A 21,464-nucleotide genomic window follows, 5' to 3' on the forward strand; every position below is an offset into this window, starting at 1 on the left:
GCTCCCACTCCGCGTTGGTTAAGTCACCTCGACCCATAGGTCAATCGTGACGACGCAGGCACGATCAGTCAGCAGATCTAAGAAACAGCTCCTAGACCGGCACCCTCCGGAAGACCAACTCGGCCGGGCCACGACCGCAGGAACCCCCCACACCAGCCCGTCGCGCTCTGCCGTTTGCCCGGCAGGCGGTCAGCACTGCGGCAGTTGGTCGCGGATGTCGTCGCCGGTGTGGATCCAGGCGTCGGACGCCACGCCCACGCGCCCCTCGCTGCGATAGACGACGTCCCAGGCGTCGGTCCAGCCGTACGGGCCGTTGACGGCCGGGCCGTCGCCGGCGACCACGGTCCCGCCGACTGTGGCGTTCGCGACGGCCGAGGCCGCCGCGCCTGGCATGATCGGTCCGGCCACGAGGGCCGACGTGGCCGCTACGAGCGGCTGGACGAGTTTCCTGGATCTCTTCAAAGTGCTGCTCCTTCCGGCTTCGCCTGGACCAGCCATGACGCGATCGCGGCGTACGGTCATGTCGGCGGATGTGCCGACGGCATTGCATCCACACGCCCATCCGTCGCGCACTCGCCGGTGTGGCACCCGCTCTTCTCCATGAGGTGGCGAGGGACGCACCTGTCGAAGGCCGCGGCCCCGGCCCTGCGGTTCGCCTCCGACCTGGAGCCGAGGGTGAACGGCACGGCGCTGGTGGACGTCAGCGTCGACGGGCCGGCTGTCCGGGTGGTGGGGGATCGACGACGTGTTCCTCGGCCACCGCACCTGCGAGAAGTAACGCCTTCGCACCCACCCTGGCGCCCCTTCCGAGCGGTCGGAAGGGGCGTCAGGGCCCAGCCGTCACGTCGTTCACCGGGCTGCGCGGGGCCTGCCCGGTCAGGACCCGTACGGCCTCCTCGGCGGCGAAGCGCCGCACGGTCTCGATCGCCTGCTCGGAGTAGTAGGCGGCGTGCGGGGTGACGATCACGTTGGGCAGCGCGAACAGGGGGTTGTCCGGCCGCCAGTCGCGCTGCTTCGCGGGCTCCTCCTCCAGGTCGTCCAGGGCCGCGCCGGCGATCCAGCCCTCGGTGAGCGCCTCGTGGAGCGCCGCGTCCTCGACGATCGGGCCGCGCGCGGTGTTGACGAGGATCGCGGTCGGCTTCATCCTGCGCAGCGTCGCACGGTCGAAGGTGTGGCGCGTCTCCGGGGTGAGCGGCGCCTGGATCACCAGGTAGTCGGCGCTCTCCACGAGCTCGTCGAACGACACCGGCCGCACGTGGCGGGCCAGCAGCTCGGAGTCGTCCAGGAAGGGGTCGTGGGCGCGGACCTCGACGCCGAAGGCCCGCGCGCGGGCGGCGACGAGCTGGGCGATGGCGCCGAAGGACAGCAGGCCGAAGATCCGTCCACGCAGCCGCGGGATCGGCTCGCCGGTCTGCCAGCGCCACACGCCGCGGCGGGTGGCGCGGTCGTACTGGCAGATCTTGCGGGCGGCGGCCAGCCAGAGCGCGACGGCGTGGTCGGCGACCTCCTCGGCGCACCACTCGTTCGGCGCGTTGGTGACCTGGATGCCGTGCCGGGTCGCGGCCTCGACGTCGACGATGTCCACGCCGGTGCCGTAGCGGGCGATCACCCGGCACCGGGTGAGGGCGTCGATGGCGCGGGAGCCCACCCGGGCGTACTGGGTCAGCACGCCGTCGGCGTCCCGGCCCTTCTCGATCACCTCGTCCTCGCTCTTGCACTGTTCGGCCTGGAGCTCGAACCCGGCGCCCTCCACGATCGCGCGTTCGATGTCCACGTCGCCGAAGTCGGAGTCGGCGATCATGATCGTGCCTCTGGCGTCAGTGCGAGTCACGGGGAATCCCCTTGGTGTGTACGAGGTCCTGGTACGACAGGGCCAGCTCCAGGCAGCCCCCGCTGTCGAGCTGCCCGACCGTGGCCCGGTAGATCTCCTGCCACGGGGTCTGGTTCTCCAGCGCCGGCGGGGTGTGGCGGGCCCACCGCTCGGCGATCTCCTCCTCGGTCAGCAGCACGTCGACGCGCGCGTTGTCCACGTCGACGCGGATGAGGTCGCCGGTGCGCAGGATGGCGAGGTTGCCGCCGGCGGCGGCCTCGGGGCTGGCGTTGAGGATGGACGGCGCGTCGGAGGTGCCGCTCTGGCGGCCGTCGCCCAGCGTGGGCAGCGTGGTGATGCCCAGCCGCATCAGCGCGGACGGCACCTCCATGTTCACCACCTCGGCCGACCCCGGGTAGCCGATCGGCCCGGTGTAGCGGATGACGAGGATGCAGCTCTCGTCCACGCCGAGGGCGGGGTCCTGGATGCGGGCGTGGTAGTCCTCGGGCCCCTCGAAGACGATGGCCCGGTAGTCCGACACCGCGCGGAACTCGTCGGTCAGGACCGAGGTCTTCATGACCGCGGAGTCGAACAGGTTGCCCGTCATGATGAGCAGCCCGCCGTGCGCGTCCAGCGGATCGTCGTACGGGCGGATGACCACCGGGTCGGCGGGCGGGGCGTCGGCCAGGTTCTCGGCCACGGTGCGGCCCGTGACGGTCACGGCGTCGCCGTGCAGGCGCCCGGCCTCCAGCAGCGACCGCATGACGGCCGGGACGCCGCCGGCGCGGTAGAAGTCCTCGCCGAGGAACTCCCCGGCCGGGGCGACGTCGGCCAGCACCGGGACGTCGGCCCCGACGCGCTGCCAGTCGTGGATGGTCAGCGGCACCCCGGTGTGCCGGGCGATGGCGTTGATGTGGATGGGCACGTTGGTGGAGGCGGCGATGGCCGAGGCGACCACGATCGCGTTCTCGAAGGCCCGCATGGTCATGATCTTGCGTGGGGTGAGGTCCTCGCGCACCAGCTCCACCGCCCGCAGGCCGGTGTCGTAGGCCATCTGCGCCCGGCGGCGGTAGGGCGCGGGGATCGCCGCGCAGCACGGCAGCGACATGCCCAGCGCCTCGGCCAGGCTGTTCATCGACAGCGCGGTGCCCATCACGTTGCAGTGGCCGACGCTGGGCGCGGAGGCGGCCACGCGCGCCATGAACTCGTCGTAGTCGATCTCGCCGGTGGCCAGCAGCCGCTTCGACTGCCAGATCACCAGCCCCGACCCGGAGGCGGCCATCCGCTGCCCCTGGTGGTAGCCGTTGACCATCGGCCCGCCGGACAGGACGATCGCCGGCAGGTTCACCGTCGCCGCCGCGGCCAGGCACGCCGGTGTGGTCTTGTCGCAGCCCGTCGTCAGGACGACCCCGTCGAGCGGGTATCCGTAGAGCACCTCGACCAGCCCGAGGTAGGCGAGGTTGCGGTCCAGCGCGGCGGTCGGGCGTTTGCCGGTCTCCTGGAGCGGGTGGACGGGGAACTCGAACGGGATGCCGCCGCCGTCGCGGATGCCGTCCCTGACCCGGTCGGCGAGGGCCAGATGGTGGCGGTTGCAGGGCACGAGGTCGCTGCCCGTCTGGGCGATGCCGATGATCGGCCGGCCGGACTGGAGCTCCTTCGGGGTGAGCCCGAAGTTGAGGAAGCGTTCGAGATAGAGCGCTGTCATCTCCGGGTTGCCGGCGTTGTCCCACCACGCCTGGCTGCGCAGGCCGCCGTCCTCGGGGTGCCCGGTCGGACGCATCGGCCGCTCCTCACTCACGCGGGACCCCGCCGCATCCGGCCGGGTGACGTCGTACGGCGCGCCGCCCGGCGGACCGCTCTCCTGGCGTGGCCTACCCCGCCATCGTCGGCGCGTAACGCCTCAGATCATCGCCGCCATCACCTGCTCGACGGTGGTGACCTCGGGAAACTCCACCAGCCACCAGGTGGCGCCGGCGTCCTCGTAGGGGCCGGGGTGCTGCCCCGGCGGGACGCCGACCGCGACCTCGAAGCCGGACAGCCCGCCGCGGTGCCGGGCGACGACCTCCAGCATCTCCCGGAGGCCGGCCGGGGTGGTCTCGGGGCAGAGCCCGTCGAAGCGGGCGGCGCGCCGCAGCGGGGCCTGCTTGACCGACTGGGCGGCGACCCAGACGGGGATGCGTGGCCGCTGCACGGGCTGGGGCTGGAAGGCCAGGCCGTCGACGCGGTAGTGGCGGCCCTGGTGGTGGACGGGCAGGCCGGTCCAGAGCCGGCAGATGACGTCGAGGCTCTCGTCGAGCATCTCCGCCCGGACGCGGGGGTCGCGGGTCTCGCCGAGTTTGCTCAGCTCCCCGCCGTTGTCGGAGCCCAGCCCGACGCCGAGCACCATCCGGCCGCCGCTGAGGTGGTCGAGGGCGGCGGCCTGCCTGGCCACGTCGTGCGGCCTGCGCCGCGACAGCGGCGTGACCCTGGTGCCGATGCGGACGCGGTCGGTGGCGGCGGCGATCGCGGCCAGCGCGGTCCAGGCGTCGCAGACGGGCAGGTCGGGGCTCTGCGGGCGCACGACGTGGTCCCACAGGAAGACGCCGTCGAACCCGGCGTCCTCGGCGCGGGCGGCCAGGTCGGCGAGCACGCGCGGGTCGGCCAGCTCCCCGAACGGCGGCAGGTAGAGCGCGCGACGCATCACAGCAGGCCCTTCAGGTGCGGAGCGGTACGGCTGCGCGGGCTGGCGGCGACCTGCGCCGGCGTGCCCGCGGCCACCACCGTGCCCCCGGCCGCCCCGCCGCCGGGCCCCAGGTCGATGACGTGGCCGGCGGTCGCCACCACCCGCATGTCGTGCTCGGCGACCACGACCGTGCCGCCGCCGGCGACCAGGTCGTGGAGCCGGTCCATGAGGACGTCGGTGTCGTGCGGGTGCAGGCCGGTGGACGGCTCGTCGAGCAGGTAGATCGTGGACTCGGCGCGGCGGCCCTGCAACTCGGCGGACAGCTTGATGCGCTGGGCCTCGCCGCCCGACAGCTCGGTGGCGGGCTGCCCCAGCCGCAGGTAGCCGAGCCCGACCTCGTGCAGCGTCTCCAGCGGGCGGAGCACGGCGGGGACGTCGCCGAAGAAGGCGGTGGCCTCGTCGACCGTCAGGTCCAGGATCTGGGCGATCGTGCGGTCGCGGTAGGTCACCCGCAGCGTGTCCGGGTTGTAGCGGGCGCCGCCGCAGTCGGGGCAGGGCGCGTACGTGGTGGGCAGGAACAGCAGCTCGACGGCGACGTAGCCCTCGCCCTGGCAGGTCTCGCAGCGCCCGCCGGGCACGTTGAAGGAGAACCGCGCGGGGCCGTAGCCGTGGGCACGCGCGCCGTCGGTGGCGGCGAACAGCTTGCGCACGGTGTCGAACAGGCCGGTGTAGGTGGCCAGGTTGGAGCGCGGGGTGCGGCCGATGGGCTGCTGGTTCACCCAGACCACCCGGCGGTCACCGCCCGCCGCCTCGGCGACGGCCGCCAGCAGGCTGCTCTTGCCCGCGCCCGACACGCCCGTGACGGCGGTGAACGCGCCCAGCGGCACGTCGACGTCGACGCCGCGCAGGTTGTTGCGGGTGAGCCCGCGCAGCTCCAGCAGGCCCGCCGGCCGGTGGGCCGGACGCCGCGGCACGACGGACTCGAACAGGTAGTGGCGGGTCACCGACCCGGCGACCTCGCGCAGCCCCGGAACCGGCCCGCTGTACAGGACGCGCCCGCCGTCGCCGCCCGCGCCGGGGCCCACGTCGACCACCCAGTCGGCCTGGCGCACGACGTCCATGTCGTGCTCGACGAGGCAGACGGTGTTGCCGCTGTCGCGCAGGCGGCGCAGCAGCTCCGACAGCGCGGCGGAGTCGGCGGGGTGCAGGCCGGCCGACGGCTCGTCGAGGACGTAGACGACCCCGAACAGCCCGGCGCGGAGCTGGGTCGCCAGCCGGATGCGCTGCAACTCGCCGCCGGACAGGGTGGGCGCGGGCCGGGCCACGCTCAGGTAGCCCAGCCCGAGCTCGTCGAGGACCTCGATGCGGTCGAGGATGTCGCGGGTGAGCGCCCCCGCCGGGCCCGGCTCGCCCCGGTGCGGGCGCAGCACGCCGGCCAGCTCACCCATCGGCATCGCGGCCAGCTCGACCACGGTGCGGCCCGCGTACGTGACCGCCAGCGCCTCGGGACGCAGCCGCCGCCCGTCGCAGACCGGGCACGTGCGGGCGGTCATGAACCGCTCGGCGCGCTGCCGGCTCTTCTCGCTGGCCGACGACGCGTACGCCTTGAGCACCAGCCGCCGCGCGCTGGCGTACTTCCCCTGGTAGGGGCGGTGGATCCGGCCCACCTCGCGTACGGGGTGCACGGTGACGACCGGCTCCTCGTCGGTGAACAGGATCCACTCGCGCTCCTCGCGCGGCAGGCTCTGCCAGGGCGCGTGGATGTCGTGGCCCAGCGTCGCCAGGATGTCGCGCTGGTTCTTGCCCTGCCAGGCGCCGGGCCAGGAGGCGACCGCCCCCTCAGCGATGGACAGCGACGGGTCGGGGACGAGCGAGTCCTCGGTGACCTCGTGCAACACCCCCTGCCCCTGGCACTCCGGGCACGCGCCGGCGACGGTGTTGGGCGAGAACGCGTCGGAGTCGAGCCGCCCGGCGCCCTCGGGGTAGGCGCCGGCGCGGGACATCAGCATCCGCAGGGAGTTGGACACCCGGCTCAGCGTGCCGACCGTGGACCGCGCGGACGGCACCGAGCGCCGCTGGCCGAGCGCGACCGCGGGCGGCAGGCCGGTGATGTCGTCGACGTCGGGCATGGGCAGTTGCTGCAGCAGCCGCCGCGCGTAGGGCGCGACCGACTCCAGGTAGCGGTGCTGCGACTCGGCGAAGATCGTGCCGAACGCCAGGGACGACTTGCCCGACCCCGAGATCCCCGTGAACGCGACGAGCGCGTCGCGCGGGATCGAGACGTCGACGTCGCGCAGGTTGTGCACCCGCGCGCCGCGCACCCGGATGCCGCTGCCCACCTCATCTTCCACTCTGCGCAATCTACCCGTCGCCCGCTGTGGACCCCCGCGCCGGGATCACGCCCTCAGCGGACGCAGCGCGGAGCCCCAGGCCAGGACCTGGTCGAGGACGGCGTTCAGCCGGTCCTCGTGGGTGGCGGCGGGCTTGAAGCCGTCGGCGAAGTCGGTGTGGATCGACAGCCCGACCTGGTTGGACACGGTGGCCACGCCGAGCAGGCCGAGGACGTGCCGCAGGTGCGAGATCGCCCGGGGCGCGCCGTCCACGCCGTAGCCGACGAACCCGGCCGCCTTGTTGGTCCATTCCGCGTACAGGAAGTCGAGGGCGTTCTTGAGCGCGCCCGGGTAGGAGTTGTTGTACTCCGGGGTCACGATCACGAACGCGTCCAGCGCCGAGACGGTGGCCGACCAGCGTCTGGTGTGCTCGTGCTGGTAGTTGCCCATGGCGGGGTGCTCGGGTTCGTCCAGGTTGCCCAGGTCGTAGTCCTTCAGGTCGACGAGCTGGTACTCGGCGTCGCCGCGCTTGGCCGCCAGGTCGCGGACCCAGTGCGCCACGGCCTCGCCGTTGCGGCCGGGACGGGTGCTGCCAAGGATGATGCCTACCTTCAGCATGTGCGTGCTCCCTCAGTTCGGTTACGGGAACCACCGTAGGAAGCACGGCTGAGATACTGAATGCGCTGCTATCCACCATTTATACGCCAGCGTCTCAGCGCTTAGACTCTGTGCCCATGGACGTGCTGAGCGACGTGATGGCCTTCATGCGCTGCGGGCGCGCCACCTCCTCCCGCATCTCCTGGCGGGCGCCCTGGGGGGTGGCCTTCCACTCGGTGCCGGGGTCGGCGGGCTTCCAGGTGGTGCTGCGCGGGTCGTGCTGGCTCATCCCCCCGGACGGCGAGCCCGTCCCGCTGAGCGTGGGCGACGTGGTGTTCCTTCCGCACGGCGACCGTTTCGGGCTGGCCGACGACCCCGCCCGGCCGCTGGTCGAGTCGGACTGCGAGCCGCACTCCGAGCTGTTCGCCTCGGCCGGGTTCGGCGGAACGGGGGCCGAGACGGTCGTCCTGTCCTGCGGCTACCGGCTCGACCTCGACCGCACCCACCCGATCCTGGGCTCGCTGCCCGGCGTGATCCACCTGCCCGCGACGCTGGGCAGCCACCCGGAGCTGCGGGCCGCCGTCGAGCTGCTGGCCGCCGAGATCGACAGCCCGCGGCCCGGCACGGACACCGTCGTGTCGTCCCTGCTCGACATGTTGCAGCTGTACGTCCTGCGGGCCTACTTCGAGACCCAGGACGAGCCCTGCACGGTGTCCGGCTGGGCCTCCGCGCTGGCCGACCCCGTCGTCGGCCGCGCGCTGGACGCCATCCATCGCGACCCGGCCCGCCGCTGGACCGTCGAGTCGCTGGGCGCCCACGCGGGCATGTCCAGGGCCGGGTTCGCCCGCCGCTTCACCGGGCTGGTGGGGCAGCCGCCGCTGGCGTACCTGACGTGGTGGCGGCTGATGAGCGCGGCCCGCCTGCTGCGCGAGTCCGACGCGTCGGTGGCGCGGGTGGCCGAGCAGGTGGGGTACGGGTCGGAGTTCGCCTTCGGCAACGCCTTCAAGCGCGAGTTCGGCGTCGCCCCCGGCCGCTACCGCCGCCGGACGACGGCGGCCTGACCCCGGCGACGCCGCGGCGGCGGTCAGGGGCCCGCCGCTCCTGGGCGTGCGGGCGGCGGTCAGGGTCCCCAACGCTCCTGGGCGTACGGGCGGCGGACCCCGGCCGACTCGCCGATCCGGGTCCAGGAGCGGCCGTCCTTGCGGGCCGCGCGCACCGCGGCGTCCAGGTGCCCCTGGGCCCGGCGCACGGCCTCGGCGGCCTGGCGGACCGCGACGAGGCTCGGCGGGTCGAGGTGGGTCTCCCACTCGGCGCGGATCGCGACGGCCACGTCGTCCGGGGCGGCGCCGGACAGCAGGCACTCGCTCAGCGCGTAGATGCGCCGGGACGCGAAGTCGTGGCGCATCTGGGCCACGCGTTCCCACAGCGGCCCCTGCCATCCGCAGGCGCAGTGGCCACGCCAGCCGATCGCGGTCCGGCCGTCCACGACGTCGCCGCGGTCGTAGCCGATGCGGCCGTCCGCGCCGATCGGGTGCACTCTGGCCCCGCCGTCGGCCGGGCCGGTGGAGACCCGCCCGTCCGGGAAGACGGCGGCGTCCCAGCCTTCGTGGCGCCTGTCGTCGCCCTCCCACCACCTCATGGCCCGCCCTTCCAGAGATCGTCCGGATCACCTGGCGCTTCCATGGTGGCAGGCGATCCCGGCCCTTGCGAGGGCCCGATTACGGTGCCGCGCGGGCGGGATATCGGACCCGGCGCGGCCGGCCGACTGGATCGGTCCACGGGCTGACCAGGTCGTGCCTTCCGTCGGGCCCGCTCGTCCCGCCAGGCTGAGGGGCATGACCAGCGCCCTCGTCGTCATCGACGTCCAGAACTCCTTCCTGCACATTCCCGACTGGCGGTACACGTCGAGGCCGGACATCGTCCCGCAGGTCAACCGCCTGGTCGACGCCGCCAGGGACGCCGGGGACGCGGTGGTGTGGGTGCTGGCGACGCGCCCCGGAGCGGGCACGGTCTTCGACCCGGCCCTCGGGTACGTCCAGTTGATGGACGGCCTGGAGCCCCTGACCGGCGAGCCCGTCATCACCAAGACCGCGCACAACGCCTTCACCACCACCAACCTTCAGCAGTACCTCACCCGGCACGGCGTCAGGAGGCTGACCGTGTGCGGGATCAGGACCGAGCAGTGCTGCGAGACCACCGCGCGCCTCGCCTCCGACCTGGGCTTCGAGGTCGACTTCGCCATCGACGCCACCGCCACCACGCCGGTCCCGCACCGCGACGCCCCGGACGACGTCCCGTTCGACGAGCTCGTGCGGGACCCGCGCACGCTCGGCGTGGACGAGATCCTCGCCCGTACCGAATACGCTTTGTCCGGCCGTTTCGCCACGATCAGGACCGTGGACGAACTCACCGGGAACTAGGAGGCGCCGGCCGTGTCCCGTGTCGTCTTCCTGCTCGTCCCGCGGGTGCACCTGCTCGACGTGGCCGGGCCCGCCCAGGTGTTCTCCACCGCCACCGACCTCGGGCGGCCGTACATCCTGCACTACGTCGCCGAGGACCGCGAGGTCGCCAGCGTGCAGGGGCTGCCCCTGCGCGCGGAGACCGGGTGGCCGTCCCTGACGCCCGACGATCTGATCGTCGTGCCGGGCTGGCGGGGGCCGGCCCGGCCGTTGAGCGCGGGGACGTTGCACCGGCTGCGCGAGCACCACGCCTCGGGCGGCACGGTGGCCGGCGTGTGCGCCGGGGCCGACGCGCTGGGCCGCGCCGGGCTGCTCGACGGGCGCCGGTGCACCACCCACCACTCCGTCCAGGACGAGCTGGCCCGTCTCTATCCGCGGGCGAAGGTCGCCAGGGACGTGCTGTACGTCGAGGACGACCGGATCGTCACCTCGGCGGGCGTGGCCGGCGGCATCGACGTGGCGCTGCACCTGGTGACCACCCGGCACGGCCCGTACGCCGGGGGGCTGGTGGCCCGCGCGATGCTCGTCCAGGGCCGTCGCGACGGCACGGCGGAGCAGGTCAGCCCGCTGTTGCGGCGGCGCTCGCACGTGGACGAGACGGTTCACCGCCTCCAGGACCTGATCGAGACCCGGTTCACCGAGCGGCTGCCGCTGAGCCTGCTGGCCGGGACCGCCGGATGCAGCGAGCGGACGGTGACCCGGCTGTTCCGGCGCGCGACCGGGCTCACCCCGCTGGCCTACCAGTCCGCCCTGCGGCTGGAGCGCGCCGAGCACCTCCTGGGCCGCGGCGCGACCGCCGAGGTCGCCGCGCGCGAGGTGGGCTTCGCCGACGCGCGGATGTTGCGCCGGCTGCGTGCCCACGCGACGGGGTCGTGACCGAGGGCGCGGGCCGGGGTCGTGTCAGGCATTCTGCCACTCGGCGGAAAACGGGCCCATCACCCCTACAGGAACCCCCGAAAGTGGATAATCCGGGTCATGGGAAAGACCTATGACCGGATCGACGGCCGGTTGCGCACGTTCATCGAGTCACAGCCGGTCTTCTTCACGGCGACCGCTCCCCTGTCCGGCGACGGCACGGTCAACCTCTCGCCCAAGGGGCTGAAGGGCTCCTTCGCCGTCCTGGACGACCACACCGTGGCCTACCTCGACTTCGCCGGCAGCAACGCCGAGACGATCGCCCACCTGCGCGAGAACGGCCGGGTCACGCTGATGTGGTGCGCCTTCGACGGCCCGCCGAACATCGTGCGCGTGCACGGCACCGGCGAGCCGGTCTTCCGCGACGACCCCCGCTGGGCCGGGCTGATGCGGCACTTCCCGGACATCGACCCCACCCTGCACGGCCTGCGCGCGATCATCGTCGTGACCGCCCGGCTGATCCGCGACACCTGCGGGTACGCCGTCCCGTTCATGACCTACGACGCCGACCGCCCGCTGCACGCCTCCCGCTTCGCCCGCGAGGACGACGACTCGCTCGACGCGTACTTCCACAAGAAGGAGCACGTCGCGTCCAGCATCGACGGCCTTCCGGGGCTGCCGCTCCCGCTGCCCCCGCTCCCCCGCGACGCCTGACGGGAGGAACCGCCGTTCACAGGACGGCGAGGGCCTTGGCGATGTTCCACTCGGCCAGTTCCAGCATCCAGTCGCGGCCGGGGAAGTCGGTGCCGGCGATCCGCAGCGGCCCCTCGATCAGCGAGAGCACCTGCGCGTACCGGTAGAGCTCCAGCCTGTGGGGGTCGAGGTCGACCGGGCGCAGCGCGGGGTAGGCGTCCTCGAAGCGCATCCGCAGCCAGGCGTGCTCCCACTCGACGTCGAAGTACGTCAGGCCCTCGAAGTCGATCAGGACGGGTTCGCCCTCCGGCGTGACGAGCACGTGGTCCGGCCCGAGTTCGCCGTGCACGAGCCCGTACCGGCGGCGTGGGGCGACCTCGGCGCGCAGGCGGCGCACGTGGGCGGCGACGCGGTCGTGGGCCCGGCCCATCCGGGCGTCGCGGGTGGCGACGGCGGCGAGATGGGCGAGCGCGCGGTCGGTGACGACGTCCTCGGCGGGCCGGGGCCGGTCCCGGCCGCCGGACAGGTCGGCGAGCCGGCCGTAGGAGGGGCCGAGGGTGGTGTGCATGCGGCGCAGGGCGTCGCCGAGCGCGGACAGCGGCCGGTCGGCGGCGGCCGGGTCGCGCTCCATCAGCGCCTCCAGGGTCGTGGCGCCCGCGTCCTCGACCAGGGCGAGGTCGGCGCCGAGGTGACGGCCGTCGCGGTCGAGCATCAGCAGCCGGGGGACGCGCACGCCCGCCGCGGTCAGGGCCGCGTGGTTCACGGCGAACAGGCCGGCCCCGGAGGCGTCGGTGAAGGGATCGTCCTCGACCGCCGGGGACGGCGGCCAGTAGTTCTCGGCGGTGGCCCAGACGTAGAGGATCACGCTGGTCGCGTCGTCCAGCCGGAGCCGGTAGACGCCCTTCTTGCTGCCGCCGGTCAGCCGGTCGAGCGCGGCCGGCCGCCGGTCGGCGCCGAACTGCTCGGCGACCAGGTCGCGGACGTCGTCGGGTCGCAGGAACGCTCGGGTCATGATCGCTTTCTACCACTCACCCCGGGGGTGGAGAAAACTACAGGAAGAGTCGAGAGTCAGCCGCAATGGCCGCCGCCGCGCGATCCGCGAGGCTCCTGGGCATGGCAAACACCTACCTCGCCGGCGGCCGGCGAAGATACGGCTGGCTGGCCGCGGGGATCGCGCTCGGGCTGGTCGGCACGAACAGCGAATGGGCGGTCCCGCTCGCCGGATGGTTGTTCTCCATCGGACTCATGCGGTTCACCCGCAGCTCGGGCGTGCCGGCCGGGCTCGCGTGCGTGGGCCTGTCGGCCACCGCGACGACGGTGGTCCATGTCGCGGCGGCGGGGCAGCTCGGCGTCCCGCCGATCCTGCTCGGCTGCCTGCTGCTGAGCCTGGTCCTGAGCCTTCCGCTGCTGGCCGACCGGCTGCTCTTCCGGCGGCTGAGCCCGTTCCTGGGCACGCTGGTCTTCCCGGCCGCCCGGGTGACGGTCGAGTTCCTGGTCGCCGCGATCAGCCCGCTCGGCACGATCTTCGGCCCCCTGGCCGCGACGCAGTCGGCGAACCTGCCGCTGCTCCAGACGGCGTCCGTCACCGGCATCTACGGGATCAGCTTCCTGATGGCGTGGGCGGCGCCCGTCGTCAACCTCGCGCTGGAACACCGGCTGGCCTGGCCGCCGGTGCGGGCCGTCACGCTGGCGTACGTCTCGGTGCTCGTCTCGGTCCTGCTCGGCGGCGGCCTGCGGCTGGCGACCGCGGCGACCGCGCCGGAGCTGGTGCGCGTCGCCGGGATCAGCGCGTCGCTGGCGGCCGAGCAGCGCATGCGGGAGATCGACAACTTCCACACGCCGCAGGTCCTGCCCGAGCAGAAGCCGACGCTGCGCAAGGCGTTCGCGGTGCTGGACGACGACCTGTTCGCCCGCACCAGGACCGAGGCCGACGGCGGCGCGAAGATCGTGGCGTGGGCGGAGACCGCCGCGGTCGTGCTCGGCGAGGACTACCCCGCCTTCCTGCGCAAGGCACAGGAACTGGCCAAGGAGAAGCGCATCTATCTGGACATGGGCGTCGCCGTCGTCCTCGACGGGCGGCCGCGCTCCCGCGACCTCGCCGTGCTGGTGACCCCCGAGGGCCGGGTGGCGTCGGTCTTCGACAAGGCCCATCCCGTGCCCGGCATGGAGGACCTGCGGCCGGGCGACGGGGTCGTGCCGGTGACGGGCACGCCGTACGGGCGGCTGGCCCACGTCATCTGCTTCGACGCCGACTTCCCCGCGACGCTGCGCACGCGCGCCGACATCATGTTCGTCCCGGCCAACGACTGGAAGGGCATCGAGCGCACACACGCCGCCAACGCGGTGTTCCGCGCCGTCGAGAACGGCTACAGCCTCGTCCGGCAGACCAGCAACGGCCTGGCGATCACCGTCGACCCCTACGGCACGCCCCTGGCCAGGACGAACTACTTCAGCACGACGCAGCAGAGCATGGTCGTGTCCGTGCCGACGCGCGGCACCTGGACGCTGTACGGCCTGGTCGGCGACCTGTTCGCCGGGCTGTGCGCCGCGGCGGTCGCCGCCCTGGCCGGGGTCGCCGTGCTGCGGCGGGCCCCGTACCGGGGCTGACCATGGGATTTCCGGAGGAAGGTGCGATGATGCCACGGGCGCGGAACAGGAAGACGAGCACGACAGGGAGACGCGGAGTGAAGGCGAGACTGGCGACGCCGGTGCTGGCGCTGGCGCTGGCCATGATCGGCCTGTCGGTGGCCGGGGTCGTGGCGGCCGTCCTGGTCGTGATCAGCGCGGTGCCGGCGGTGGCCGGCGTCGGCCGGTGGGTGTTCCCGCCGGCGGTGTCGCTGCTGCGGACGGTCGCGGACGCGGCCCGGCGGCTGGCGGGCCGGGTCGGCGTACGCGTCGAACGTCCCTACGGCCCCGGGACGGACCAGGCCGCGCTGCTGAGGGACCCGGCGACCTGGCGGGACGTCCTCTGGGGGGTCCTCGACCCGCTCATGGGCACGTGGGCGTCGGCGCTGGCGCTCGGCATGCCGCTCTACGGGCTGTACGGCGTGGCCGTGCAGCCGTTCGTGTGGGAGGCCAACCTGCGGGCCGGCGGCGCCAACGCCTACGGCCTCATCCACGTCACCTCGACGGCCGCCGCGCTGGCGGCGATCCCCGTCGGGCTCGCGCTCATCGCGCTCGGCCTGTACATCGGTCCGCCGCTGCTGCGCCTGCGCGCCCGGTGGGCCGGCGCGCTGCTCGGGCCGTCGCGGACGTCGGCGCTGGAGCAGCGGGTCGAGACGCTGGTGGAGACGCGCGCGGGCAGCGTGGACGCGCAGGCCGCCGAGCTGCGCCGGATCGAGCGCGACCTGCACGACGGCGCGCAGGCCCGGCTGGTCGCCCTGGGCATGGGGCTGGGCAACGCCGAGCGGCTGTTCGACGAGGACCCGGAGGCGGCCCGCGCCCTGCTGGCCACGGCCCGCGAGTCCTCCTCCAAGGCCCTGGACGAGCTGCGCGACCTGGTACGCGGCGTGCATCCGCCGGTCCTGGCCGACCGCGGCCTCGCCGACGCGATCCGGGCCCTGGCGCTGGACTGCCTGCTCGACGTCGAGGTGTCGTCCGACCTGGCCGGGCGGCCCGCGCCGCCGGTGGAGTCGGCCGTCTACTTCGCCGTCAACGAGCTGCTGGCGAACACGACCAAGCACGCCGGCGCGGCGACCGTGCAGATCACGCTCGGCTACCGGCACGGGATCCTGAGCTGCGACGTCGTGGACGACGGCGGCGGCGGCGTCGATCCGGCCGACGGCACCGGGCTGCGCGGCATCCAGAGCCGGCTGGCCGTCTTCGACGGGACGATCGCCGTCGACAGCCCGCCCGGCGGGCCCACCCGGGTGCATCTGGAGGTGCCGTGCGCGATCAGGTCCGAGTAGTCGTCGCCGAGGACCTGTTCCTCATCCGGGACGCGCTGGTCCGCATGCTGACCGAGCACGGCTTCACCGTCGTGGCCGCCGTCGACAACGGGCCGTCGCTGCGCAAGGCGCTGGCCGACGAGCGGCCGGACGTGGCGGTCGTCGACGTGCGGCTGCCACCGTCGTTCACCGACGAGGGGTTGCAGGCCGCGATCCAGGCGCGGCGCGAACGGCCCGGCTTCCCGGTGCTCGTGCTGTCGCAGTACGTGGAGCAGCTCTACGCCCGCGAGCTGCTGGCCGACGGCGCCGGGGCGGTCGGCTACCTGCTGAAGGACAGGGTGGCCAACACCGGGCAGTTCATCGACGCGGTCACCTCGGTGACCAGGGGCGGCACGGCGATGGACGCGCAGGTCATCGCCAAGCTGCTGACCCGGGGGGACGCGCGCGGCCGCACCGGCGAGCTGAGCCCTCGCGAGCGGGAGGTGCTGAGCCTGATCGCCGCAGGGCGTTCCAACACGGCGATCGCGCACCAGCTCGTGATCTCCGCCAGCGCGGTCAACAAGCACATCTCCAGCATCTTCGGCAAGCTCCAGCTGCCCGAGTCGGAGGACGACAACCGCCGGGTCCTGGCCGTCCTCGCCTACCTCAACCGCTGATCCGGCCGCCCGGCCTCACAAACCGGGCGGCTGTCCTGTCGATCACTGTGAGGGCGCCGGCTTCCCCGCCGGGCGTCCCGTCACGAGTGAGGAGACACGACATGCCGTCGACCGAGGAAGCCCGCAACAGGGAGACGTACCGGCGCTTCCACGACGCCGTCAACAGCGGCGACCTGGAGGTGATCGTCAAGGCCGCCGAGGAGTTCATCCACCCGGACGCGCGGTTCCACGTGACGGGCGGCGCCCTGCCCGCGGTGCAGGCCCAGAGACGGGTCTGGGACGTGTTGCTGCGGGCCTTCCCCGACATTCACGTGTCGGTCGAGGACCTGCTCGTCTCGGAGGACAAGATCGTCGCCCGGCAGAGGGTCACGGGGACCCACACCGGCGAGTACCGGGGCAGGCCCGCGACCGGCCGGGCGGTGACGTACGACGAGATCTTCATCGCCCGGTTCGCCGACGGCCTGATCATCGACCTCTGGGGGGTCGTGGACCTCCACGCCCAGCTCCGGCAGCTCGGCTTCGTCGAGGAGTAGGCGCCGGGCCGGGGGCCACGGCGCCGGGCCCGGCGCGGGTCAGCGGCGGGCGTAGTCGCCGATGGCGGGAACCAGCAGGTCGTAGGCCTGCCGAGCGGTACGGCCGAGGGCCGCGAAGATCTGCTCGGACTCCTCACCGGCCAGGACCCGGCGCTGGCCCTCGTCGAACAGCAGCCGTTCCACCCCGGCGAGGGCGGCGGCCACCACGCGGGGCGTGATGCCGGGATCGCCGGTCTCCTCCGCCAGCAGGGCGGCGAGCCCGGCCTCGGCCTGGTCGTGGAGCTGGCGCAGGCGGGCCCGCAGCACCGGCGTGTCCCGGACCATGCGCTGCCAGTCGGCGCCCGCGTCGGGGATCCCGCTGTCGCGGCGGCGCAGCCGTTCGTCGTAGTCGCGGCGCGCCGCGTCGAGCGCCGACTCGCCGGGGCCGCGCTGCGACACGGCCCTGGCCAGGCCGTTGACCATCTCCTCGTGCCGGTCGAGGATGAGGTCCTCCTTCAGCGGGAAGTGGTTGGTGACGGTCATCTTGGCCACGCCCGCGGCGGCCGCGACGTCGGCGATGGTGACGCCGTCGTAGCCGCGTTCGAGGAACAGGCCGGTCGCGACGTCGGAGATGAGCTGCCGGGTCTGGTGTTTCTGGCGCTCCCGCAAGCCCTTGGATCGTTCGGTCACGAGCTCTGCCCTTCCGCACGCTGATTAGGTTTGACCTAATGATTAGGTCGGACCTAGTGTTTGGAGTCGTCCCAGTCGATCGATCCTAAGGGGGTGCGATGACCGTCACCTCTCCGTCGGGGGCCGCCCGCGACCGGCTCGACCCGCGACTGCTGCGCACGGGGATCGTCCTGATCGCGGCCCCGATCCTGGCCACGATCGACGCCACCGCCGTGGGCATCGCGGCCGACGCCATGGCGGCGCACTTCCGCACGTCGCTGGCCGACGTGCAGTGGGTGGCGGCCGGCTACCTGCTCGCGATCGCGGTGGTCATGCCCCTGTCGGGGTGGCTGAGCCGGCGGTACGGGGCCAGGCGCATGTGGATGGCCGCCGTCGCGGTCTTCACGGCCGGTTCGGCCCTGTGCGGGCTGGCCTGGTCATTGCCGGCCCTCATCGCCTTCCGGCTCGTGCAGGCCGTCGGCGGCGGTCTGATGAACCCCATCGGGCAGACGATCCTGGCCCAGGCGGCCGGGCCGTCCCGGATCGGGCGGGCCATGAGCGTGCTGACGATCCCCGTCATGTTCGCCCCGGTGCTCGGCCCGATCGTGGGCGGGCTGGTCGTCCAGCAGCTCGACTGGCGCTGGATCTTCTACCTCAACCTGCCCATCTGCCTGGCCGTCCTGCCGGTGGCCGCCCGCGTCCTGACCGGGGACGAGACCGCTCCGGACACGTCCCGGCTCGACCTGCTCGGCCTGGCACTGCTCTCCCCCGGCCTGGCGGCGGTGGTCTACGGGCTGACCATGGCCGGCGGCCGCGAGGGGGCGGGCGCGCCGGCCGTCCTGGCCACCGTGGGCGCCGGGCTGGCGCTGGTTGCCGGCTACCTCGTGCACGCGCTGCGCACCCGCCGCGAGCCGCTGATCGACGTGCGCCTGTTCGCCCGGGGCCGCTTCGCCGCCGCCTGCGTGGCGTTGTTCCTGCTCGGGGCCTCGCTCTACAGCTCCATGATCCTGCTGCCGCTGTTCTTCCAGCACGACCGGCAGGCGAGCACCCTCTGGACCGGCCTGCTGCTCACCCCGCAGGCGCTCGGGGCCGCCGTGGGCTCGTTCGCCGCCGGACGGCTGGCCGACCGGCACGGCCCGCGCGCCGTCGTGACCGCCGGGCTCGTGCTCTCGCTCGCCGGGCTGCTCGCCTTCACCCAGGCGCCCGCCCGTCCGGACACCTGGCTGCTGGCCGCCTGCCTGGTCCTGTACGGCCTGGGCATCGGCGGCGTCTCCGCGCCCACCATGGCGGCGGCGTACGGGGCCGTGGACAAGCACCAGACGCCGGGCGCCGCGGGCGCGCTGAACGTCGTCAACCGGCTCGGCGGCTCGCTGGGCACCGCCATCCTCACGACCGTCCTGGACAGCCGGCTGCGCCAGGGCGCCGACCCGGCGCACGCCTACGGCACCGCCTTCTGGTGGGCCCTCGGGTTGTGCCTGATCACGCTGGTCCCGGTGGCGTTCTTCCGGTCGGCGCGACGGCCGCGGACCTCGCCCGCGTGACCTGCCGACGCCGTCGGGGCCGGGTCACACGGGGTGGCCGCCGTGGTGCTCGGCCAGGCGGGTGAGCAGGTCGATCAACTGGCGGCGGTCGGCGGGGGGCAGCGGGGCGAGGAACTCGTCCTGGGCGCGGGCCAGCAGGCGGTCGAGCTCGTCCAGCTGTTCGCGGCCCTCCGCCGTGATGGTGACGACGTTGCGGCGGCGGTCCTCGGGGTCGGGCGCGCGTTCGACGAGGTCGCGTCCGGCCAGGTCGTTGACGGTCGCCACCACGTCGCTGCGGTCGATGCCGGTACGCCGGCCGAGGTCGGCCTGGCTGGCCGGGCCGTACTCCTCCAGAGCGGCCAGCAGCGCGTAGTGGTAGCGCCGGAGATGGGCCTGGGCGAACGCCTGGTCCACGATCCGGTTGGCGGTCAGCGCCGCGTGGTTGGTCAGCCTGCTCGGCAGCGCGCGCAGCCGCTCCGGCGGCCTCGTCTCCGGGGTGTTCACAGAGGCAATCTAACAAGTCGTTGGCACAACCCACGATTGTCTGTATTGTTGGCCGCGCCAACGTTGGCGCGGCCAACTATCAGGGGAGATGGAACCGACATGCCGAACACCCCGACCGACGACCGGACGACCCCCGTCACGACCGTGTCCGCCCCCGGCGGCGCGGACGCGCACGACCTGACGGGCCTGGACGCGCGGATCCGGGGCCGCACACTCCACCCGGGCGACGACGGCTTCGAGGACGCCTGCTCGGGCTGGCTGCTGACGGTCGAGCACCGGCCCGCGGTCGTCGTGCTCGCCGCCGACGCCGACGACGTGGCCACCGCCGTCCGGTACGCGGCCCGGACCGGACGGCCGGTCGCGGTGCAGTCCACCGGGCACGGCAAGTCGGTGCCGGCCGACAGAGCCGTGTTCATCGCCACCGGCGGGCTGCGCGAGCTGTCGGTGGACCCGGACGCCGCCACCGCGCGGATCGGCGCGGGGCTGCGCTGGAGCGAGGTGATCACCGCGGCGGCCGGGCACGGGCTCGCGCCGCTGTGCGGATCGTCCGGCGAGGTCGGCGTGATGGGCTTCCTGACCGGCGGCGGCCTCCCGCTGGCCGCCCGCACGTACGGCTTCGCCGCCGACCGCGTCCGCTCGCTCGAGGTCGTCACCGCGGACGGCCTGCTGCGGACCGTCTCGCCCGACCGGGAGCCGGACCTGTTCTGGGCGGTGCGGGGCGGCAAGAGCAACTTCGGCGTCGTCGTCGCGGCCGAGATCGAGCTGCTGCCACTGCGCACCGTCCACGGCGGCGAGCTGTACTACCCGGGCGAGGACCCCGTGCACACCGCCCGCCTGCTCCGCTCCTACTTTGCCTGGGCCAGGGAGCAGCCGGAGGAGATGTCGTCCTCCGTGACGCTCGTGCGCTTCCCCGACGTGCCGCAGTTGCCGGAGGCGTTCCGGGGCCGCTCGATGGTGCAGGTGCGGACGCTCTGCGTCGGGGACGAGGAGCCGGGCGCCCGCCTGGTGGCGCCGTTGCGCGCGCTCGGCCCGGAGAAGGACACCTGCGCGGCCATGCCGTACCCGAGCGTCACCGGGATCTACCAGGACCCCCGGCACCCGGTCTCGGCTCACCTGCGCAGCGCGTTGCTGCGCGACCTGGACGACGACGCCGCGGCGGAGCTGGCCTCGTTCATCGACCCCGCGCGGGCGGACGGCCCGTTCCCCGGCATCCAGCTCCGTCACCTGGGCGGGGCGCTCGATCGTCCGCCGGGCCGTCCGCACCCGGTCGGCACCCGGGGCGCGGCCTATCTGCTGTGGATGCGGCTGCCGGCCCCGCCCGGACAGGCCGGGGCCGCGCGCGAGGCCGCCGACGAGGTGCTGGACCGGCTGCGGCCCTGGGACACCGGCGCCATGCTGCCGGGGTTCCTGTTCGACCACGACTCGGCCCCGGAGCGGGTCAGGCGGGCCTACTCCGAGGAGGACCACCGGCGGCTGGCCGCGCTCAAGGCCCGGTACGACCCGGCCCAGCTCTTCCGCGTCAACCACAACATCCCGCCGGCCACGTCCTGACGCGAGGCCGGCCGGACGGCACCGGGCCGGCCTCGCGGACGCCCGGCCCGGTCACACGGGCCGGAAGTACCACAACTGCTGGCCGGCGTACTCGTCGCAGGTCCACTGCTGGATGTTGGCGCCGTTGTGGGTCCAGCCATGGTCGACGTCGAGGCACTTGCCGCTCTTCTGGTTCTCCAGGAAGTAGAAGGTGTTCCACCACGCGTCGGTGTAGGCGTACTTCCAGCGCCACAACTGCTGCGGGACGTCGACGCACTGCCACTGCTTCACGTTGGCGCCGTCGAAGGTGTAGCCGTTGTCGACGTCGAGGCACTTGCCGCTGTGCTGGGCGCGCAGGAAGAACCACTCGCTCCCGGGCGCCGCCCGCTGGTACTGCCAGTGCTGCTGCGGGACGTTGACGCACTCCCACTGCTTCACGTTGGCGCCGTCGAAGGTGTAGCCGTTGTCGACGTCCACGCATTTCTCCGGCGCTGGGAAGCGCCGGCGGATCTCGAACAGGTAGGACCAGGGCTCGGCGAGCGTCCGCTCGCGTGCCGCCACGGCCCCGGAGGCGGGCGCCGCCGCCGACCACACGGGCACGGCGACCGACACGACCGTGATCACCGCCAGCAGCGCCCTGCGGCCGATCCGCCGATGATGTACGCCCTCACGCATCGCCTGCTCCCTTCCGTCGTGCGTTCCGTCCCTTGAAGGCTGCGCCCTGGGCGGCGGGAGGGCATGAGTACCGCCCTACTCAGACGGGACGGGTTGCGGAATCCC

Annotated in this window: 21 protein-coding genes; 10 read left to right on the forward strand and 11 right to left on the reverse strand. The window is 73.5% G+C overall.

What is annotated here, in order from left to right:
- Nucleotides 1-189 precede the first annotated feature (189 nt).
- The 6 genes from ACIA8R_RS49265 to ACIA8R_RS49290 all read right to left on the reverse strand — a co-directional run bounded on the left by ACIA8R_RS49265 (nt 190) and on the right by ACIA8R_RS49290 (nt 7,420).
- On the reverse strand, nt 190-462 hold the full coding sequence (locus tag ACIA8R_RS49265) for a hypothetical protein (protein WP_397044849.1): 273 nt from the start codon (nt 460-462) through the stop codon (nt 190-192).
- Between the two features lie 364 nt (nt 463-826).
- Nucleotides 827-1,831, reverse strand: coding sequence for a C-terminal binding protein (locus tag ACIA8R_RS49270; protein WP_364102837.1), 1,005 nt, complete (start codon nt 1,829-1,831; stop codon nt 827-829).
- Complete coding sequence (locus ACIA8R_RS49275) at nt 1,818-3,590, reverse strand: IlvD/Edd family dehydratase (protein WP_397044851.1); 1,773 nt, start codon at nt 3,588-3,590, stop codon at nt 1,818-1,820. The genes ACIA8R_RS49270 and ACIA8R_RS49275 overlap by 14 nt, the downstream gene beginning before the upstream one ends.
- A gap of 120 nt (nt 3,591-3,710) precedes the next feature.
- Entirely contained in the window at nt 3,711-4,490 is a 780-nt protein-coding gene (locus ACIA8R_RS49280; RefSeq protein WP_364102843.1) for an LLM class flavin-dependent oxidoreductase, read from the reverse strand.
- On the reverse strand, nt 4,490-6,823 hold the full coding sequence (locus ACIA8R_RS49285; RefSeq protein WP_397044853.1) for an ATP-binding cassette domain-containing protein: 2,334 nt from the start codon (nt 6,821-6,823) through the stop codon (nt 4,490-4,492). Before ACIA8R_RS49285 ends, ACIA8R_RS49280 begins: the two co-directional genes overlap by 1 nt.
- A 45-nt stretch (nt 6,824-6,868) precedes the next feature.
- Complete coding sequence (locus ACIA8R_RS49290; protein WP_357709844.1) at nt 6,869-7,420, reverse strand: NAD(P)H-dependent oxidoreductase; 552 nt, start codon at nt 7,418-7,420, stop codon at nt 6,869-6,871.
- A gap of 116 nt (nt 7,421-7,536) precedes the next feature.
- Between ACIA8R_RS49290 and ACIA8R_RS49295 the strand changes: the two genes are divergently transcribed.
- Nucleotides 7,537-8,460 carry an AraC family transcriptional regulator gene (locus ACIA8R_RS49295; RefSeq protein ID WP_357709846.1) on the forward strand — a complete coding sequence of 308 codons (924 nt, stop codon included), beginning with the start codon at nt 7,537-7,539 and terminating at the stop codon, nt 8,458-8,460.
- A 59-nt stretch (nt 8,461-8,519) separates the two neighbouring features.
- On the opposite strand, the gene ACIA8R_RS49300 is transcribed toward ACIA8R_RS49295, so the two are convergent.
- Nucleotides 8,520-9,038, reverse strand: a complete 519-nt coding sequence (locus tag ACIA8R_RS49300) for a hypothetical protein (RefSeq protein ID WP_364102850.1) — start codon at nt 9,036-9,038, stop codon at nt 8,520-8,522.
- A gap of 196 nt (nt 9,039-9,234) precedes the next feature.
- On the opposite strand from ACIA8R_RS49300, the gene ACIA8R_RS49305 reads away from it, so the two are divergent.
- The 3 genes from ACIA8R_RS49305 to ACIA8R_RS49315 all read left to right on the forward strand — a co-directional run bounded on the left by ACIA8R_RS49305 (nt 9,235) and on the right by ACIA8R_RS49315 (nt 11,427).
- Nucleotides 9,235-9,819, forward strand: a complete 585-nt coding sequence (locus tag ACIA8R_RS49305; protein ID WP_364102853.1) for an isochorismatase family protein — start codon at nt 9,235-9,237, stop codon at nt 9,817-9,819.
- A gap of 12 nt (nt 9,820-9,831) precedes the next feature.
- Nucleotides 9,832-10,734, forward strand: a complete 903-nt coding sequence (locus ACIA8R_RS49310) for a DJ-1/PfpI family protein (RefSeq protein WP_364102856.1) — start codon at nt 9,832-9,834, stop codon at nt 10,732-10,734.
- Nucleotides 10,735-10,833: 99 nt separating this feature from the next.
- A complete protein-coding gene (locus tag ACIA8R_RS49315; protein ID WP_357709855.1) occupies nt 10,834-11,427 on the forward strand; it encodes a pyridoxamine 5'-phosphate oxidase family protein in 594 nt (197 codons plus the stop codon).
- Between the two features lie 16 nt (nt 11,428-11,443).
- Here the strand turns inward: ACIA8R_RS49315 and ACIA8R_RS49320 are convergent, their stop codons facing one another.
- The gene (locus tag ACIA8R_RS49320) at nt 11,444-12,418 is read right to left on the reverse strand and encodes a phosphotransferase family protein (protein ID WP_397044856.1); all 975 of its coding nucleotides are present in this window, start codon (nt 12,416-12,418) and stop codon (nt 11,444-11,446) included.
- A 101-nt stretch (nt 12,419-12,519) separates the two neighbouring features.
- Between ACIA8R_RS49320 and ACIA8R_RS49325 the strand changes: the two genes are divergently transcribed.
- The 4 genes from ACIA8R_RS49325 to ACIA8R_RS49340 all read left to right on the forward strand — a co-directional run bounded on the left by ACIA8R_RS49325 (nt 12,520) and on the right by ACIA8R_RS49340 (nt 16,482).
- Nucleotides 12,520-14,013, forward strand: coding sequence for a nitrilase-related carbon-nitrogen hydrolase (locus tag ACIA8R_RS49325; RefSeq protein WP_397044858.1), 1,494 nt, complete (start codon nt 12,520-12,522; stop codon nt 14,011-14,013).
- A gap of 77 nt (nt 14,014-14,090) precedes the next feature.
- Nucleotides 14,091-15,314 carry a sensor histidine kinase gene (locus ACIA8R_RS49330; protein WP_397044860.1) on the forward strand — a complete coding sequence of 408 codons (1,224 nt, stop codon included), beginning with the start codon at nt 14,091-14,093 and terminating at the stop codon, nt 15,312-15,314.
- Nucleotides 15,315-15,358: 44 nt separating this feature from the next.
- Nucleotides 15,359-15,949, forward strand: coding sequence for a response regulator transcription factor (locus ACIA8R_RS49335; RefSeq protein ID WP_357709925.1), 591 nt, complete (start codon nt 15,359-15,361; stop codon nt 15,947-15,949).
- 101 nt (nt 15,950-16,050) lie between these two features.
- On the forward strand, nt 16,051-16,482 hold the full coding sequence (locus ACIA8R_RS49340) for an ester cyclase (protein WP_364102868.1): 432 nt from the start codon (nt 16,051-16,053) through the stop codon (nt 16,480-16,482).
- Between the two features lie 39 nt (nt 16,483-16,521).
- Here the strand turns inward: ACIA8R_RS49340 and ACIA8R_RS49345 are convergent, their stop codons facing one another.
- Entirely contained in the window at nt 16,522-17,151 is a 630-nt protein-coding gene (locus ACIA8R_RS49345) for a TetR/AcrR family transcriptional regulator (RefSeq protein WP_397044862.1), read from the reverse strand.
- Between the two features lie 98 nt (nt 17,152-17,249).
- On the opposite strand from ACIA8R_RS49345, the gene ACIA8R_RS49350 reads away from it, so the two are divergent.
- Nucleotides 17,250-18,671: an MDR family MFS transporter gene (locus ACIA8R_RS49350; protein ID WP_397044864.1), complete on the forward strand. Its 1,422-nt coding sequence runs from the start codon at nt 17,250-17,252 to the stop codon at nt 18,669-18,671.
- 24 nt (nt 18,672-18,695) lie between these two features.
- Here ACIA8R_RS49350 and ACIA8R_RS49355 read toward each other — a convergent pair whose 3' ends face one another.
- Entirely contained in the window at nt 18,696-19,154 is a 459-nt protein-coding gene (locus tag ACIA8R_RS49355; RefSeq protein WP_397044866.1) for a MarR family winged helix-turn-helix transcriptional regulator, read from the reverse strand.
- A 99-nt stretch (nt 19,155-19,253) separates the two neighbouring features.
- On the opposite strand from ACIA8R_RS49355, the gene ACIA8R_RS49360 reads away from it, so the two are divergent.
- Entirely contained in the window at nt 19,254-20,705 is a 1,452-nt protein-coding gene (locus tag ACIA8R_RS49360) for an FAD-binding oxidoreductase (protein WP_397044868.1), read from the forward strand.
- Nucleotides 20,706-20,756: 51 nt separating this feature from the next.
- Here ACIA8R_RS49360 and ACIA8R_RS49365 read toward each other — a convergent pair whose 3' ends face one another.
- Nucleotides 20,757-21,359: an RICIN domain-containing protein gene (locus tag ACIA8R_RS49365; protein WP_364102883.1), complete on the reverse strand. Its 603-nt coding sequence runs from the start codon at nt 21,357-21,359 to the stop codon at nt 20,757-20,759.
- Nucleotides 21,360-21,464 lie beyond the last annotated feature (105 nt).

Source organism: Nonomuraea sp. NPDC051191 (genome assembly GCF_044455665.1).
In the GTDB taxonomy this organism is placed as follows: Bacteria; Actinomycetota; Actinomycetes; order Streptosporangiales; family Streptosporangiaceae; genus Nonomuraea.

Excerpts from the sequence above, each read along its gene's own strand:
- ACIA8R_RS49320 (WP_397044856.1), bottom strand. The coding sequence starts at position 12,418 with ATGACCCGAGCGTTCCTGCGACCCGACGACGTCCGCGACCTGGTCGCC.
- ACIA8R_RS49300 (WP_364102850.1), bottom strand. The coding sequence starts at position 9,038 with ATGAGGTGGTGGGAGGGCGACGACAGGCGCCACGAAGGCTGGGACGCC.
- ACIA8R_RS49335 (WP_357709925.1), top strand. The coding sequence starts at position 15,359 with ATGCTGACCGAGCACGGCTTCACCGTCGTGGCCGCCGTCGACAACGGG.
- ACIA8R_RS49280 (WP_364102843.1), bottom strand. The coding sequence starts at position 4,490 with ATGCGTCGCGCGCTCTACCTGCCGCCGTTCGGGGAGCTGGCCGACCCG.
- ACIA8R_RS49295 (WP_357709846.1), top strand. The coding sequence starts at position 7,537 with ATGGACGTGCTGAGCGACGTGATGGCCTTCATGCGCTGCGGGCGCGCC.
- ACIA8R_RS49290 (WP_357709844.1), bottom strand. The coding sequence starts at position 7,420 with ATGCTGAAGGTAGGCATCATCCTTGGCAGCACCCGTCCCGGCCGCAAC.
- ACIA8R_RS49350 (WP_397044864.1), top strand. The coding sequence starts at position 17,250 with ATGACCGTCACCTCTCCGTCGGGGGCCGCCCGCGACCGGCTCGACCCG.
- ACIA8R_RS49305 (WP_364102853.1), top strand. The coding sequence starts at position 9,235 with ATGACCAGCGCCCTCGTCGTCATCGACGTCCAGAACTCCTTCCTGCAC.
- ACIA8R_RS49275 (WP_397044851.1), bottom strand. The coding sequence starts at position 3,590 with ATGCGTCCGACCGGGCACCCCGAGGACGGCGGCCTGCGCAGCCAGGCG.
- ACIA8R_RS49315 (WP_357709855.1), top strand. The coding sequence starts at position 10,834 with ATGGGAAAGACCTATGACCGGATCGACGGCCGGTTGCGCACGTTCATC.
- ACIA8R_RS49360 (WP_397044868.1), top strand. The coding sequence starts at position 19,254 with ATGCCGAACACCCCGACCGACGACCGGACGACCCCCGTCACGACCGTG.
- ACIA8R_RS49365 (WP_364102883.1), bottom strand. The coding sequence starts at position 21,359 with ATGCGTGAGGGCGTACATCATCGGCGGATCGGCCGCAGGGCGCTGCTG.
- ACIA8R_RS49325 (WP_397044858.1), top strand. The coding sequence starts at position 12,520 with ATGGCAAACACCTACCTCGCCGGCGGCCGGCGAAGATACGGCTGGCTG.
- ACIA8R_RS49340 (WP_364102868.1), top strand. The coding sequence starts at position 16,051 with ATGCCGTCGACCGAGGAAGCCCGCAACAGGGAGACGTACCGGCGCTTC.